At 69.8% G+C, this 15041-nt stretch carries 14 protein-coding genes; 11 read left to right on the top strand and 3 right to left on the bottom strand.

All coding sequences use genetic code 11. The features are described from left to right. The first annotated feature begins 8 nt into the window (after positions 1 to 8). From R3A49_03775 to R3A49_03755, 5 genes are read left to right on the top strand one after another with little or no spacing between them, the layout of a single operon-like run. Positions 9 to 752, top strand: coding sequence for a polyphenol oxidase family protein (locus tag R3A49_03775; protein ID MEZ5169848.1), 744 nt, complete (start codon positions 9 to 11; stop codon positions 750 to 752). After that, positions 749 to 1465, top strand: a complete 717-nt coding sequence (locus R3A49_03770; GenBank protein MEZ5169847.1) for a YggS family pyridoxal phosphate-dependent enzyme — start codon at positions 749 to 751, stop codon at positions 1463 to 1465. Before R3A49_03775 ends, R3A49_03770 begins: the two co-directional genes overlap by 4 nt. Positions 1466 to 1484: 19 nt before the next feature. After that, a complete protein-coding gene (sepF, locus tag R3A49_03765) occupies positions 1485 to 2069 on the top strand; it encodes a cell division protein SepF (protein MEZ5169846.1) in 585 nt (194 codons plus the stop codon). A gap of 15 nt (positions 2070 to 2084) precedes the next feature. After that, positions 2085 to 2330 carry a YggT family protein gene (locus tag R3A49_03760; protein ID MEZ5169845.1) on the top strand — a complete coding sequence of 82 codons (246 nt, stop codon included), beginning with the start codon at positions 2085 to 2087 and terminating at the stop codon, positions 2328 to 2330. A gap of 54 nt (positions 2331 to 2384) precedes the next feature. After that, positions 2385 to 3446 (top strand): DivIVA domain-containing protein, encoded by a 1062-nt coding sequence (locus R3A49_03755; protein ID MEZ5169844.1) that lies wholly within the window; start codon positions 2385 to 2387, stop codon positions 3444 to 3446. A gap of 4 nt (positions 3447 to 3450) precedes the next feature. Here the strand turns inward: R3A49_03755 and ileS are convergent, their stop codons facing one another. Both ileS and R3A49_03745 read right to left on the bottom strand, forming a co-directional pair. After that, on the bottom strand, positions 3451 to 6591 hold the full coding sequence (ileS, locus tag R3A49_03750; GenBank protein MEZ5169843.1) for an isoleucine--tRNA ligase: 3141 nt from the start codon (positions 6589 to 6591) through the stop codon (positions 3451 to 3453). A 66-nt stretch (positions 6592 to 6657) separates the two neighbouring features. Beyond that, a complete protein-coding gene (locus R3A49_03745) occupies positions 6658 to 7026 on the bottom strand; it encodes a hypothetical protein (protein ID MEZ5169842.1) in 369 nt (122 codons plus the stop codon). On the opposite strand from R3A49_03745, the gene R3A49_03740 reads away from it, so the two are divergent. Genes R3A49_03740 through R3A49_03730 form a run of 3 tightly spaced genes read left to right on the top strand, consistent with a single transcriptional unit; the run spans position 7013 to position 8885 of the window. Further along, a complete protein-coding gene (locus R3A49_03740; GenBank protein MEZ5169841.1) occupies positions 7013 to 7462 on the top strand; it encodes a hypothetical protein in 450 nt (149 codons plus the stop codon). The genes R3A49_03745 and R3A49_03740 overlap by 14 nt on opposite strands. Positions 7463 to 7472: 10 nt before the next feature. Beyond that, positions 7473 to 7958, top strand: coding sequence for a signal peptidase II (gene lspA, locus R3A49_03735; protein MEZ5169840.1), 486 nt, complete (start codon positions 7473 to 7475; stop codon positions 7956 to 7958). A 9-nt stretch (positions 7959 to 7967) separates the two neighbouring features. Further along, entirely contained in the window at positions 7968 to 8885 is a 918-nt protein-coding gene (locus R3A49_03730) for an RluA family pseudouridine synthase (protein MEZ5169839.1), read from the top strand. A gap of 32 nt (positions 8886 to 8917) precedes the next feature. Here the strand turns inward: R3A49_03730 and R3A49_03725 are convergent, their stop codons facing one another. Further along, positions 8918 to 9391 (bottom strand): Rrf2 family transcriptional regulator, encoded by a 474-nt coding sequence (locus R3A49_03725; GenBank protein ID MEZ5169838.1) that lies wholly within the window; start codon positions 9389 to 9391, stop codon positions 8918 to 8920. A gap of 104 nt (positions 9392 to 9495) precedes the next feature. On the opposite strand from R3A49_03725, the gene R3A49_03720 reads away from it, so the two are divergent. The 3 genes from R3A49_03720 (at position 9496) to npdG (ending at position 15041) form a co-directional block, all read left to right on the top strand. Further along, positions 9496 to 10590, top strand: a complete 1095-nt coding sequence (locus R3A49_03720; GenBank protein ID MEZ5169837.1) for an alkaline phosphatase family protein — start codon at positions 9496 to 9498, stop codon at positions 10588 to 10590. A gap of 237 nt (positions 10591 to 10827) precedes the next feature. Beyond that, complete coding sequence (gene dnaE, locus R3A49_03715) at positions 10828 to 14328, top strand: DNA polymerase III subunit alpha (GenBank protein ID MEZ5169836.1); 3501 nt, start codon at positions 10828 to 10830, stop codon at positions 14326 to 14328. 56 nt (positions 14329 to 14384) lie between these two features. Continuing rightward, positions 14385 to 15041, top strand: coding sequence for an NADPH-dependent F420 reductase (gene npdG, locus R3A49_03710; protein ID MEZ5169835.1), 657 nt, complete (start codon positions 14385 to 14387; stop codon positions 15039 to 15041).

The following is a 15041-nucleotide window of genomic DNA, read 5'->3' as shown; positions in this document are numbered from 1 at the left end:
ATCACATCGTGCGGCGCCTCGGCGACGCACTCGTGATCTACACGAACCGGCACGGGGGTGTCTCGTCGCCTCCGTTCGAGTCGCTCAACCTCGGTCGGTTCACCGACGACGACCCCGAAGCGGTACGCGTCAACTGGGGACGTGTGGTGGACGTGCTGCGTGACCGGGGTGTCGGCCTGCCCGCCGGGGTGAACGGGATCGCCTGGGTCCACCAGGTCCACGGCTCGGATGTCCACGTCGTGGGCCCCGGCGATCTTCCCGGGCCCGGGCCCACGGTCGAGGCCGACGCACTCGTCACGACGGAGGTGGGGCTTCCGCTCGGTGTTCCCGGGGCCGACTGCGCGCTGGTGGCGCTCGCGACCACCGCGGCTGTCGCGGCGGTGCACGCGGGGTGGAAGGGGCTCGCGGCCGGGGTGATGAAAGCGGCGGTGGATCGGCTCCGCGACGTCAGCGCGCCCGCCGACGGAGTCCGGGCGGTGCTCGGCCCGTGCATCCACGCCGGCTCCTACGAATTCGACGACGCGGCACTCGATGATCTCGTCGCCCGCCTCGGGCCCTCGGTGAGGGGAGCGACCCGCGACGGCGCTCCCGCCTTCGATCTACCCGCCGCTGTCCGCAGCGAGCTGGCCCGAGCGGGTGTCACCGACCTCGACGACGTCGGCGTGTGTACGGCGAGCTCACCCGACCACTTCTCCCACCGTCGTGATGCACCCACCGGGCGTCAGGCCATGCTCGTGACGCGGTTCCGGTGACCGGGCATCCCCGAGGCCCGGTCGACGTGGGGGGGATCGCCGCCCGGGTGCGTGCGGTGTACGACACGGTCGCCGAGGCGGCGGCTCGCGTCGGGCGCCGCGCCGACGACGTCACGGTCGTGGGTGTCGGAAAGACGTTCGACGCGCCCACCGTCGCCGCGGCCCTGGCGAGCGGAATCGTCGATCTCGGGGAGAACCGGGCACAGGAGCTGCTCGCCAAGCACGACGACGTCGAGGCCCTGGCCGGACGGCGCGCCACGTGGCACTTCGTGGGCCGACTCCAGCGCAACAAGGTCAGGGACCTCGCGGGGTACGTCGATGTCTGGCACTCGGTCGACCGCGCTCGGTTGGCCGACGAGATCGCCCGTCGGGTGCCGGGAGCCACCGTGCTCGTACAGGTCAAGCTCGGCGGCGAGGCGTCGAAGGGCGGATGCGACCCGGCGGCGACCGGCGATCTCGTCGGGCACGCGCGCGAGTGCGGCCTCGACGTCCGGGGCCTGATGACCGTACCTCCACCCGACGACCCGCCCCGCCCCCATTTCGCCCGCCTCCGGGACCTGGCCCGGGAGTTGGACGTCCCCGAGCTGTCGATGGGGATGACCGACGACTACCCCGCGGCGGTCGAGGAGGGCGCGACGCTCGTGCGGGTGGGTCGTGCCCTGTTCGGTGGGCGGTCCGGTCCGGGAAGGGCCGAGCGCCTCCCGCTAGGCTGATTTTTCGAGAGGGGACGACATGGCAGGAATGTGGCACCGGGCGATGGTCTACCTCGGGCTCGTCGACGACGAGTTCGACGACTTCGACGACGACTACACCGACGACGACGGCGATTTTCTCGACGACGGTACCGGCGACAGCGGTCCGGAGCGCCCGCGCAACCCCTACGAGTCGCCGCGACGGGCGGTCGAGCCGAGGCCCGATAGCGGCCCGACGGTGCGCACGCTTCCGCGACAGGGCGACTCCGACCCGGGTGAGCAGGGCGGTGAGCCGCGACCGGCGGCCGAACCCGTCCGACCCAGCACGATTCGTGCCGTGGAGACGACCCGCTCGCGGGTCCACGTCGTGGAGCCGCACGGGTTCAACGACGCCCAGGAGGTCGGCGACCGCCTCAAGGCGGGTCAGCCCGTCATCATCAACATCCAGGGCCTGTCGCGCGACCTCCAGCGGCGGCTGATCGACTTCTCCTCCGGCCTCGCCTACGCCGTCGAGGGCTCGATGTCGCGGGTCGCCGACCAGGTGTTCCTGCTGGCGCCCGACAACGTCGAGGTCTCCGAGGAGGAGAAGGAGAGGCTCCAGGCCCGGGGCCTCTACCGGGCCTGACCCGGGTGCCTCGTCGTGGAAATCCTCTGTGTCCTCATCAACGTCTATCTCGTCGTCCTCGTCCTCCGGGCGGTCCTGAGCTGGTTCCCGGTCCGTCCCGGCACGGGAATGGCGACGGTTTCGGGCATCCTGCGTGATCTCACCGAGCCGGCACTCGCCCCTCTCCGGCGCCTGATACCGCCCGCCGGGATGTTCGATCTCTCCTTTCTCGTGCTGTTCATGGGCCTCCTCGTCCTCCAGCAGTTCGTGTGCAGGGCCTGAGCGCAACCAGCCACTTTCCGCCCCTCGCGCACGTTCCGTCGCTACCATGGGCCCATGGACGTCACCCCGCAGGAACTTCGCAACTCCGAGATCAAAGAGGAGCGCCGCGGCTACCACCGCGACCAGACCGACGACCTGCTCGAGCGGGCCGCCGCGACGATCGAGGCGCTCACCGAGCGCGTCAACGGCCTGAGTGAGCGCGTCGCCGAGGTCGAGTCGAGTAGCGGCCGAACGCAGGACTCCGAAGGTCTGTTGCAGCGGACGCTGCTCCTCGCGCAGCGCACAGCCGACGAGACCGTCGCGGAGGCCAAGGAGCGCGCCGACCAGATGGTCGAGGAGGCGACCCTCCAGGCCGACACGACGGTCCGCAACGCGGAGGCGGAGGCGCGCCGCCTCGCCGAGGCAGAGCGCTCACGGATCGAGAGCGAGGTCGCACGTCTCATCTCCGAGCGCGACGCCCTCGCCGCCAACGTCGAGGCCCTCGACACGTTCGAGTCCGACTACCGCGACCGCCTGCGCGCCGCAATCGCCGGCGACCTCGAGACGCTCACGGCGCGCCCCCCGGTCGAGACACCGGAGCGACCTGCGCTGCACGAGACCGACATCCCCGCGGGCCCGGAGCGCTACGCCACGCCCGACGACCGCGCCGCCTCCGGGGAGTACGCCGCCACCACCGACACACCGGAGCCCGGCGGCGCCGACGTGGCGTCGTCGGAGCACGCGGAGCCCGACAACACTGTCGAGCTGGGGATGCTCGAGCGCGCCGAGATGGGCCTGCCCGAACCCGGGGAGCCCGACGACGGGCCAGCCGGTGGCTCCGCACCGCTGGAGGCCGTGCCGGTCGACGTGCCCGCCGACGACGTGTCCCCGGAGACCACGGGTGAGGTGTCCCAGCCTGTCGCACGCGGCCGTCTGTTCACCTCCAACGAGGACGACACCGACGACGAGCCGGGCTCGCTCGACGATGACGCCTTCTTCGCCAGCCTCCGCGACGCCGTGCGTGACGACGCCCCGCTCGGTCCACGTGACGAAGGCGACGACGCCACGGCGTTCGACCAGGACGACGTCGCCGAGAACTCCGGGCGCTTCGGCGACATGTTCCGCCGGGGCCGCTGAGCCGTCAGTCGTCTCGGCTGATCTCCAGCACCACCCACATCGGTTCGCCCGCGACGACGACCTCCCGCGCCCGCTCCGGTGCGTCGTCGAGGACCTCGAACGCCACCGCGAGGATCTCACCGGCGATCCAGTCGGCGTGTACGCGCGACGCCGACACGAGGGCGTCGGGGCCTGCGAGGCGCACGGTGACCCGGTCGGCGATGTCGAAGCCCGCCTTCTTGCGCTCCTCGTTGAGGGCGCGCGCGATCTCCCGGGCCCGACCCTCCGCGATGAGCTCATCGGTGAGTGAGAGGTCGAGCGCCACGGCCAGCGAGCCCTCCTCGGCGAGCGCGAGCTCCTCGTGCTCGCGCGCCCGGATCTCCACGTCGTCAGGACCGAGTTCGACGGTGTCGTCGCCGATGTGGACCGTGAGCGACCCTGTGTCGTCGAGGGATCGCCGCGCGAGTGCGCCGTCGAGCGCGGCCAGCGCCTCCTTCACGGCGGGGAGTTGCTTCCCGAGGCGGGGGCCGAGCGCCCGGAAGTTGGGTGTGACCGAGTAGTCGAGCAGTCCTTCGAGGCTGTCGACGGCCTCCACCGACTTGACGTTGAGCTCGGCGGCAACCTCCGCCACGACGGTGTCGCTCAGCGGATCGCGTGTGAGGACCAGGGCGCGGGGCAGTGGCTGGCGCACACGCACCTTGGCCTCCTCCCGGGCCGCACGGCCGAGCGACACGACCGAGCGCGCGAACGACATCTCGTCCTCGAGGCCGGGATCGAGCGCCGTGTCGTCGACCTCGGGCCAGTCCTCGAGGTGGACGCTGCAGTAGCGGGCGGAGCCCGACAGCGTGTGGTGGATCTCGTCGGCCACGAACGGCGTGAAGGGAGCCAGGAGCCGGGCCAGTGTGGAGAGCACCTCGTGCAGCGTGGCGTGAGCCGTGTGGTCGGCCGCGTCGGACCGCCAGAAACGCGGCCGACTCCGCCGGACGTACCAGTTGGACGTGTCGTCGACGAGGCGCTCGAGGTGCTGTGCGGCACTCAGCGCGTCGAAGGACTCGAGGGCGTCGGTGACGGCGGCGATCGTGTGATGGAGCCGTGAGCGCATCCAGCGGTCGAGGGGGTGGGTGGGCGCAGCGACACTCGTACCGTCGGCCGGCGGCTCGAAGCCCTCGAGGTTGGCGTAGGTCACGAAGAACGACAGCGTGTTCCAGAGGGTGAGGAGGAACCGGCGGGTCGACTCGTCGATGCCGTCCTCGTGGACGCGGCGCTGCGTCCACGGTGATCCGGCGGCGAAGAAGTACCAGCGCAGGGCGTCGGCCCCCCGAGAGTCGAGGATCGACCAGGGGTCGATCACGTTCCCCTTCGACTTCGACATCTTCTGGCCGGCGCGGTCGACGACGAGCGCCAGACACACGACGTTTCGATAGGGAGTGGCGTCGAACGCCAGTGTGTTGACGGCGAGGAGCGAGTAGAACCAGCCGCGTGTCTGGTCGATGGCCTCACAGATGAAGTCGGCGGGAAAACGCTTCTCGAAGGTGTCGGCACCCTCGAACGGGTAGTGGAGCTGTGCCGCGGGCATCGATCCGGAGTCGAACCACGCGTCGAGGACAGGACCGACCCGGTGGGCCGACCCGTCGCATTCGGGGCACGACACGGTGACGTCGTCGACGAAGGGGCGGTGGAGATCGAGGTCACCGAGGTCGCGTCCGGCCAGCCCGGACAACTCCTCGACGGATCCCACACATACGTCGTGGCCGCACTCGTCGCAACGCCACACCGGGATGGGGGTCCCCCAGAACCGGTCGCGCGAGAGAGCCCAGTCGACGTTGTTCTCGAGCCAGTCGCCGAAACGCCCGTGCTTGATGTGCCCGGGGTGCCATCCGATGGTCTCGTTCTCACGCAGAAGCGCCTCGCGCCGCGACGACGTGGCGGCGAACCAGGTCGGCTTGCCCCAGTAGATGAGCGGCGTGGAGCAACGCCAGCAGTGTGGGTAGGAGTGGGTGTAGTCGACGACCTTCTCGAGAAGGCCACGTTCGTCGAGCTCGCGCACGAGAGCGGCATCGGCGTCCTTGACGAACGTCCCTTCGTGGGCGGGTACCTCCGGGCCGAAGCGCGCCTCCGCGTCGACCGGGTTGAGGACCGGGAGGCCCTCGGCCTCTGCGACCTCACGGTCGATCTCACCGAACGCCGGAGCCAGGTGCACGATCCCCGAGCCCTCGTCGATGGTCACGAAGTCGGCGGCCACGACCCGGTGGGCCTCACCGTCGACGGGCAGCGTGTCGAAGGGGCGCGCGTAGTGGCGCCCCACGAGGTCGGGTGCCCCGAGGAGCTCCACGATCTCCGCGTCCTGACCGAGCACGTCGGGAACCCGCGCGGCGGCCATGATCAGGTCGCGTCGCCCGGCCGGCACGCCGCCGGGCGCGCGCACCCGTGCATACTCGACGTCGGGGCTCACGGCGGTGGCGATGTTGGACACGAGCGTCCACGGGGTCGTCGTCCACACCAGCAGGTCGGCGTCGTCGTCGACGAGGGGGAAGCGCACGTAGACCGACGGCTCGGTGATGTCGCGGTACGCGCCCGGCTGCCCGAGCTCGTGGCTCGACAGGGCTGTCCCGCACCGCCCGCAGTACGGGACGACCTTGAAACCCTCGTAGATGAGGCCTGCGTCCCAGATACGCCGGAACAGCCACCACACGCTCTCGATGTACGAGTTGTCGAGAGTCCAGTAGGCGTCGTCGGTGTCGATCCACATACCGATCCGCCGGGTGAGCTCCTCGAAATCGCCCACGTAGCGCTGGACCGACTCGCGGCACCGGGCATTGAAGGCCTCGATGCCGTAGGCCTCGATCTCGTCCTTGCCGGCGAATCCCAGCTCCTTTTCAACCTCCACCTCCACGGGGAGCCCGTGGCAGTCCCACCCTCCCTTGCGGGCGACGTAGCGACCACGCATCGTGTGGAACCGGGGGTAGAGGTCCTTGAAGAGGCGTGCCCACACGTGGTGGATTCCGGGCCGACCGTTGGCCGTGGGCGGGCCCTCGTAGAAGACCCACTCGGGTGCCCCGGTGCGCTGCTCGAGGCTCCGGGCGAAGACGTCGTGGGAGTCCCAGCGGCTGAGGACGCGCTCCTCGAGCGCGACGAGGTCGAAGGACCCGGGAGGCTCGAACGGCATGGCGCTCACAGTACCGATCCGCCGTGGCCGGACGGGAAGGATGTTTGCCCACCCCACGGGGTGCGCCTACACTCCCGCGCCCCCGGGCGCCCCCGTCGAGTCGCCGGGCCGAACGCGAGGAACGATGGCCACCAGGAAGCCTGCGAAGAAGAAGACGCCGGCGAAGAAGGCAAAGAAGGCGACGAAGAAGGCACCCGCACGGCGGAAGGCACCGGCCGGGAAGGCGACGAAGCCCGCGAGGAAGAAGCCGGCGAAGAAGAAGCCCGCGAGCAAGAAGCCGGCGAAGAAGAAGCCCGCGAGCAAGAAGCCCGCGAGCAAGAAGCCCGCGAGCAAGAAGCCCGCGAGCAAGAAGCCCGCGAAGAAGAAGCCCGCGAAGAAGAAGCCCGCGAAGAAGGCACCGCCCAGGAAGTCGCCGACCGAGATGGTCCGGCCCAAGCTCAAGCCGGGGAAGGTCATCTGCTCGGTCTCGGGCTTCGTCGTCACCCCGCAGAAGCCCAACCTCAGCCCGAAGCGCATCGAGCAGTTCCGCGAGCAGCTTCGCACCGAGCGTGCGCACCTGCTCGAACAGGCCGACGAACTGCGCGCCGAGGCCGATCAGCTCGCGGCCGAACGTGACCAGGGCGACACCCAGTTCGACGAGGAGTCGGGTGAGGGCGACACGCTCAGCGTCGAGCGTGAGCGTGACCTCTTCCTGAGCGCCGCCAACCGGCAGATCGTCGAGGAGATCGACCGGGCGATGGAGCGGATCGAGAACGGAACGTACGGCGTGTGCGTCCCCGCACGGAAGCGCCTCCCGATCGCGCGCCTGGAGGCGCTGCCGTGGGTCGAGACGTGCGTGGACTGCAAGACACGGGCGGAGCGTCGTCGTTAGGCAGCAGGGCGTGTCCGAGACCGACGAGCCACTCACTGACCGGAGGGGGCCACCCGGATGGCTCCCGCCCGTTGTCGTTGCTGCGGTCCTGTTGATCGACCAGGTCACGAAGGCGTGGGCGGTCCGTGACCTCGCCGATCAGCCGATCCGCGTGTGGGGCGATGTCATCATGTTCCAGCTCGGGCGCAACACCGGCGGTGCGTTCAGCCTCTTCCAGTCCTTCACGCCCGTGCTGGCGATCTTGGCGGTCGTCGTCGCGGTGTTCCTCGCACGCGCCGCGACCCGCTCCACCGACGTGTGGATGGTGGTCGGCCTGTCGCTCGTCCTGGGTGGCGCTCTCGGGAACCTCCTCGACCGGATCTTCCGGGACCCCGGTTTCTTGAAAGGGGCGGTCGTCGACTTCATCTACGTGGGCGGGTGGCCGACGTTCAACGTGGCCGACTCCGCCATCACCGTCGGAGCCGTGCTCATCATCTGGCGGGGCTGGAAGGCCTGAGGCGCCGCAATGCCGGTGCGGCGCGTCGAGACACCCGCCACGCTCGACGGCGAGCGAGTCGACCGGGCGCTCGCCCTCCTGTTGGAGCGCCCGCGCACGTCCGTGGCGGCACTCGCCGACGCCGGCGGCATATCAGTCGACGGGGAAGTCGTCGGCAAGAGCCACCGCCTTGTCGCGGGCAGCACCGTCGTGGTCGTCGAGGAGACGTCCACGCAGTCGGATCCCACGGCAGGACCTGTCGAGGTGGATGTCCGCTACAGCGACGACGACGTGGCAGTGGTCGTCAAGCCGGCGGGCGTCGTCGTGCACCCCGGCGCCGGCCACCACGACGACACCCTCGTCCACGGCCTGTTGCGCGTCTTCCCCGAGATCGCCGGCGTGGGGGACCGCGACCGCCCCGGGATCGTCCACCGCCTCGACAGGGACACCAGTGGGCTCCTCGTCGTCGCGCGTTCTGCGACCGCCTACGACGACCTCGTGGCGCAGATGGCCGCCCGCGAGGTGCAACGGCGCTACCTGGCGCTCGTGTGGGGATCGCCGGATTCCGAGCGGGGGTTGATCGACGCCCCGATCGGCCGGTCGCCGGGCCGAAGGACCCGGATGGCGGTCCGGTCGTCGGGCCGCGAGGCCCGAACCGGCTACGAGGTCCTGGAGCGCTTCACCCGCCCCGAGGTGTCGCTACTCGAGTGCAGCCTCGAGACGGGCCGGACGCACCAGATCCGTGTGCACTGCGCGGCCATCGGTCATCCCGTCGTCGGCGACGCGGAGTACGGAGGCGCACGCTCGGGAGTCCGTCCCGACCGACTCTTCCTCCATGCCCGGCTCCTGGGGTTCCGTCACCCGCGAACGGGCGAGATGCTGTCCTTCGAGGAACCGCTTCCCCCCGACCTCGACGCGGTACTCGAGAGTTTGCGCGACACCGACTGACCGACCCGACCGCGAGGGCGCCCACGACAGGATCAGGTCGCGGCGACACTCCCGGCGGACGTGGCGGCGGTCCCGTCGGTCCCTTCGGTGTCGGACGCACCCGCGTGGCCGATCCGTGTCCGGTGCACGAGGTCGGCCAGCGTGTAGCCCTCGAGCGTGCGGCGCATCTCCTCCGACACGCCGGTCCAGACCTCCTGGAGGACGCAGTGGCCCTCGCAGTGGTCGTGGTCGTCGACGACCTCGGTGAGCGGCCCGTCGACGGCAGCCAGGACATCGGCGAGCGTGATGTCGTCCGGTGGTCGTGCGAGCACGTAGCCACCCCCCACACCACGCTTGGAGCGCACCAGACCGGCACCCTTCACGGTGAGCAGGATCTGCTCGAGATAGGGCTGGGGGAGGTCGGTTCGCTCGGCGATCTCCTTCACCGAGGTCGGGTCGGGCGAGTTGCGCAACGCCAGCGACAGCAGCGCCCGTGCCGCATAGTCACCTCGGGTCGAGACCTTCACGGCACCATGGTCGCACGCCCGACAACGCGTGTGCGGAACGTCGCCCGGCGTGGCGTCCGGTTGTGGCCGCACCCGGCGGCAACGGGAGGCACTAGGTTGCGCCGATGGATCCCGTCCGGCCGGACTACGACGCCGCCAACGTCCGGGGCGTCGTTCCCGCGTTGCTGACGGGTACATCGCCCGCCTGGATGCCTGATCTGCTGGCCGAGGCCGATGCCGTGGTTCTCCTCGTCCTCGACGGGCTGGGTACACACTCCCTCGACGCGCACGGCAGCATGCTGCCGACACTCGCCGGGATGCAGCGCTCGGATCTCACGACGGTCGTACCCTCGACGACGAGCTCGGCGCTCACGTCGATCGTCACGGGCCTGACACCCTCACAGCACGGCGTCACGGGATTCCGGATGCGGGTTGACCGTCGCGTCCTCAATGTTCTCCGGTGGCGCTACGAAGACGGTCACCCTCCTCCCGACCCCTACGAGATCCAACGCCACGCCGGCTTTCTCGGGCGACCGGTACCTGTCGTCACCAAGCGGGAGTTCCGCGGGTCGGGCTTCTCCGAGGCGCACCTGCGGGGAAGTCGCTTCTTCGGCTGGTCGGCGACATCCACCCTCGTCGAACGATGCCGGGAGCTCGTCGAGGACGGAGAGAAGCTCGTCTACGCCTACTACCCGGGAGTCGACACCGTCGCCCACGAGTTCGGGCTGCTCGACGGCTACTTCACCCGGGAGCTCGCTGCCACCGACCGCCTGGTGGGTGAGCTCCTGTCGGCGCTTCCCGCTCACGCCGCGGTGGCGGTCACCGCCGATCACGGTCACGTGCAGGTCGGTCCGGACGGCTGGGTGGAGCTCGACGGGCTCCGCGAGCTCGTGGCGTCGTGCTCGGGTGACGGCCGGTTCCGCTACCTGCATGCGGAGCGGGGGAGCGCCATGGAGCTGGCAGCAGCGGCCCGCGAGGAGTTCGGGCACGTGGCGTGGGTCTTCGAACGCGACGAGCTGCTCGACGACGGCTGGCTCGGGGCCGAGGTCGCGGCGTCGGCCCGTCGCCGCGTCGGCGACGTCGTCCTGGCCGCGCGGGAGCCCGTCGGGTTCGTGGACCCGGCGCTTCCGCGCGAGACCTCCCTGGTGGCGGCCCACGGGAGCGTCACGCCCGACGAGATGCAGGTGCCGCTCCTGGCCGCGACGGGCGGGGGCCCGTGAGGTACCACGCGAGCGTGCGCCGGCCGGCGTCTCGGCCGGGTGAGGGAGCCCCGCCGGGGCGGGACGCGCGCTAGGATCGACGCGCCGAGTTACACCGATGTAGTTCTCCACAGGCTTCCCCGGAACCTGTGGAGAACTCTCGCCGGGGGGACTGAACACCGACATGGCCGACGTGCACCACGAGTCGTGCTCCGTGAGCGACATGCCCGTGAGCGGGCGGTGCGGAGTCGGCCGGCCGTGAGCGCGTCCTTCGCCCACCTGCACCTCCACACCGAGTACTCCATGCTCGACGGCGCCTCGCGGATCGACGAGGTCGTGGCGGCCGCCGCCGGCGACGGCCAACCGGCCATCGGCATCACCGACCACGGCAACATGTACGGGGTCCTCGACTTCTACCGCTCGGCGCGTGACGCGGGCCTCGACCCCGTCATCGGAACCGAGGCCTACTTCGTCACGACCCCGCGTACCGAGCGGCCCAAGCGCTCCGAGCACGAGATCTTCCACCTCACGCTGCTCGCGGAGAACGACGTCGGGTACCACAACCTGATGGCGGTGTCCTCACGCGCCTACCTCGACGGCTTCTACTACAAGCCGCGAGCCGACTGGGATCTTCTCGAGCGCCACAGCGAGGGCCTCGTCGCCACCAGTGGCTGTCTCGGCGGGCTCGTCTGCCAGCTCCTCCAGAAGAACGACCGGGCGGGGGCCGAGAGTGCCGTCGAGCGCTTCCAGAGTGTGTTCGGGCGCGACTCGTTCTTCGTCGAGCTCCAGGATCACGGATTGGCCGAGGATCACCTCGTCAACCCGCAGCTCGTCGAGATTGCCCGGCGCCTCGACGCCCCACTCCTCGCCACCAACGACAGCCACTACACCCACAAGCACGACGCCGAGGCGCACGACGCATTGTTGTGTGTGCAGACCGGCTCCACGATGGACGACCCGAACCGCTTCACCTTCGACGCCGAGGAGTTCTACCTCAAGAGCGCACAGGAGATGCGGGATCTCTTCGCGGACCACCCCGATGCCTGCGACAACACGCTGCTCGTCGCCGAGCGGGCACAGGTCGAGATCGAGTTCGACCAGCCGGTCCTTCCCGAGTTCCCGGTTCCCGAGGGCCACGACCAGGACACCTACCTCCGCCACCTCACCGAGGAGGGCGCCCACCGCCGCTACGGCGACACTCTTCCGCCACACGTCGCGGAACGGATCGACTACGAGCTCGGGGTCATCTCCGCGATGGGCTTCTCGGCCTACTTCCTCGTGGTGTGGGACCTCGTGCGCCACGCCCGCAGCCGCAGCATCCGGGTCGGCCCGGGCCGGGGCAGCGCCGCCGGGTCGTGCGTCGCCTACTGCCTCGACATCGTCGACATCGACCCGATCCGCTACGACCTGCTGTTCGAGCGCTTCCTCAACCCCGGCCGCAAGCAGATGCCCGACATCGACATGGACTTCGACAGCCGCTACCGCGGCGAGATGATCAGGTACGCCGCCGAGCGCTACGGCGAGGACCGTGTCGCCCAGATCGTCACGTTCTCCACCATCAAGGCGCGCGCGGCCGTGCGCGACGGTGCCCGCGTCCTCGGGTTCCCGTATTCCGTGGGCGACAAGATCGCCAAGCTCATGCCACCGCTCATCATGGGTCGCGACACACCTCTCGCTGCATGCCTCGAGAAGACCGACAAGCACGCAGAGGGCTACAAGATGGCGGCCGACCTCCGCGAGCTGTACGGGTCCGACCCCGAGGCCAAGCGCGTCATCGACGTCGCACGCGGCCTCGAGGGGATGCGGCGCCAGGACGGCATCCACGCCGCCGCGGTCGTGATCACGCGCGACCCGCTCACCGAGTACGTTCCCATCCAGCGCAAGCCGCAGCCCGGTGGCGACCTCGACGACGCCCCGATCGTCACGCAGTACGAGATGCACGGGGTCGAGGACCTGGGCCTGCTCAAGATGGACTTCCTCGGGCTCCGCAACCTCGACGTGATGGAGATCGCTCTCGACCTCGTGGAGGACAGCACCGGCGAGCGTCCCGACATCGACCGCGTCCCCCTCGACGACGACAAGACCTTCGCGATGCTGCGCGCCGGCGACTCCATCGGCGTGTTCCAGCTCGAGGGGGGCCCGATGCGCTCCCTCATGCGATCTCTCGCGCCCACGACGTTCGAGGACATCTGCGCGCTCGTGGCTCTGTACCGACCGGGCCCGATGGAGTCGAACATGCACACCGACTTCGCCGACCGCAAGAACGGCCGCAAGCCCGTCACCTACTACCACGACGACCTCGTCGAGATCCTCGAGCCCACCTACGGGCTGATGATCTACCAGGAGCAGCTGATGCGCGTGGCCCAGAAGCTCGCCGGCTACTCCCTCGAGGAGGCCGACAACCTCCGCAAGGCCACGGGCAAGAAGATCCGCGAGCTCATCGCCGAGCACCGCTCGAAGTTCGTCGAGGGATGTGTCACGCAGGGCCACGACCGTGCGTTCGGTGAGGAGATGTTCGACATCATCGAGCCGTTCGCCGACTACTCCTTCAACAAGTCGCACTCCTTCGGGTACGGGCTCGTCGCCTACCAGACCGCCTGGCTCAAGGCGAACCATCCCCGGGAGTACCTGGCCGCGTTGCTCACGAGCGTGAAGGGCGACAAGGACAAGAGTGCGGTCTACCTGAACGAGGCGCGCCGGCTCGGTGTCGAGGTCCGGGTTCCCGACGTCAACGCCTCGGAGAGTGACTTCACCGTTCGCGACGGGGCCATCCGGTTCGGCCTGTCGGCGGTGCGCAACGTCGGCGAGGGCCTGGTGGGCCTCATGATCGACGAGCGCCGTGCCACCGGCCCGTTCGAGGACTTCTACGACTTCTGCGAGCGCGTCGACCCGGTCGTTCTCAACAAGCGGACCATCGAGTCCCTGATCAAGGCGGGTGCCTTCGACTCACTCGGACACCCCCGGCAGGGACTGCTCAGCGTGTTCGAGACGATCGTCGACCGCACGGTCGCCCGGCGGCGCGAACGCGACGCCGGGATCATGAGCCTCTTCGGCGACGTCGGTGGCGACCTCGAGAACGGCAGCGGCTTCGGCGAGCGAGAGCCGATCCCCGACGGGGAGTTCGACAAGAAGAAGCGCCTCGGCCTGGAAAAGGAGATGCTCGGGCTCTACGTGAGCGAGCATCCGATGCTCGCGGCGCAACGGTCACTGCGTCGCTACGTCGAGTGCGGGCTCTCCGAGCTCCGTGAGCTGAGCGACGGCGAGACGCGCACCACCGCCGGCGTCGTCACGGCGCTGGCTCGCCGCTACACCAAACGCGGCGACCTCATGGCCACGTTCACCCTCGAGGACATGGATGGTGCGCTCGAGGTGATGGTGTTCCCCAAGACGATGGTCGCCTTCGGCCACCTCCTCCACGACGACGCCGACGGCGAGATCGTGTGCGTCAAGGGCAGGGTCGACCGTCGCGACGACCAGCCGAAGATCATCGCCATGGAGATCACCGCACCCGATGTCGTGTTCGACGGCGGCCCCCCCGTGCGGCTCCGCGTCCCGGTCGGGTCCCTGGCCCCGGAGAGGGTGCGTGACCTGAAGGCGCTCCTCCTCGAGCACCCCGGTGACAGCCCCGTCTACGTGCAGCTCGAGGGCCCCGACAAGACGACCGTCGTTCAACTCGGCGACGAGTTCGTCGTCGACTCCTCCAACGGGCTCTACGCCGAGCTGCGGATACTCCTGGGTGACGGCTGTGTGGCCTCGTAGCCGCACCCGCCACGCGCAATCCCGACGGTCCACGCCCGGTCTGCCAACCTAGGCCCGTGCAGATCGGGATTTTCGGGGCCACGGGCCCCGCCGGGCGTGGCCTCGCCGCGCGGCTCGCGTCCGTCGGCCACGACGTCGTCGTCGGGTCCCGCGACCCTGCGAAGGCCCAGGCGATCGTCGAGGAGCTCCGCACGCGCTGGGGGGGCCGGGTCGCCACGTTGCGGGCGGCCGACAACGCCGAGGCCGCCGCAAGCGACATCGTCGTGATCGCCACGAAATGGGATGCAGCAGCCTCCACCGCCGAGCAGCACGCCGACGCCCTGGCAGGCCGGATCGTGGTGTCGATGGCCAACGGCCTCCAGAAGGTGGGGAACGAGTTCCGCGCCATCCTCCCCGAAGAGGGGTCGATCGCGCTGGCCATTCAGGCGGCGGCACCCGACGCGCGTGTCACGGCGGCGTTCCACCACGTTCCAGCCGCTGTCTTCGCCGATCTCGACACGGCCATGGAGGACGACATCACCGTCGTCGGTGACGACGACGCCGCGCGGAGGGCCGTGATCGAGCTCGTCGGCTCGATTCCGCACGTCCGTGCCTTCGACGGCGGCTCCCTGCACAACTCGGTCGGCCTCGAGGCATTCGCGGCGGTCCTGCTCACCGCCAACCTCCGCCACGAGGGCCGGGGCAGCGTATCGCTGCGCGGCATCGAGCCCTGA

The organism is Acidimicrobiia bacterium (assembly GCA_041394025.1).
In the GTDB taxonomy this organism is placed as follows: domain Bacteria; phylum Actinomycetota; class Acidimicrobiia; order IMCC26256; family JAOSJL01; genus JAOSJL01.
The sequence above is the reverse complement of the archived record's forward strand: the minus strand, read 5'-3'. Positions and strand labels throughout refer to the sequence as shown.

Coding starts and splice junctions, on each gene's coding strand:
- sepF (MEZ5169846.1), top strand. CDS start 1,485: ATGGCAGGAATGTGGCACCGGGCGATGGTCTACCTCGGGCTCGTCGAC.
- R3A49_03755 (MEZ5169844.1), top strand. CDS start 2,385: ATGGACGTCACCCCGCAGGAACTTCGCAACTCCGAGATCAAAGAGGAG.
- ileS (MEZ5169843.1), bottom strand. CDS start 6,591: ATGCCGTTCGAGCCTCCCGGGTCCTTCGACCTCGTCGCGCTCGAGGAG.
- R3A49_03740 (MEZ5169841.1), top strand. CDS start 7,013: ATGGTCCGGCCCAAGCTCAAGCCGGGGAAGGTCATCTGCTCGGTCTCG.
- R3A49_03730 (MEZ5169839.1), top strand. CDS start 7,968: ATGCCGGTGCGGCGCGTCGAGACACCCGCCACGCTCGACGGCGAGCGA.
- R3A49_03720 (MEZ5169837.1), top strand. CDS start 9,496: ATGGATCCCGTCCGGCCGGACTACGACGCCGCCAACGTCCGGGGCGTC.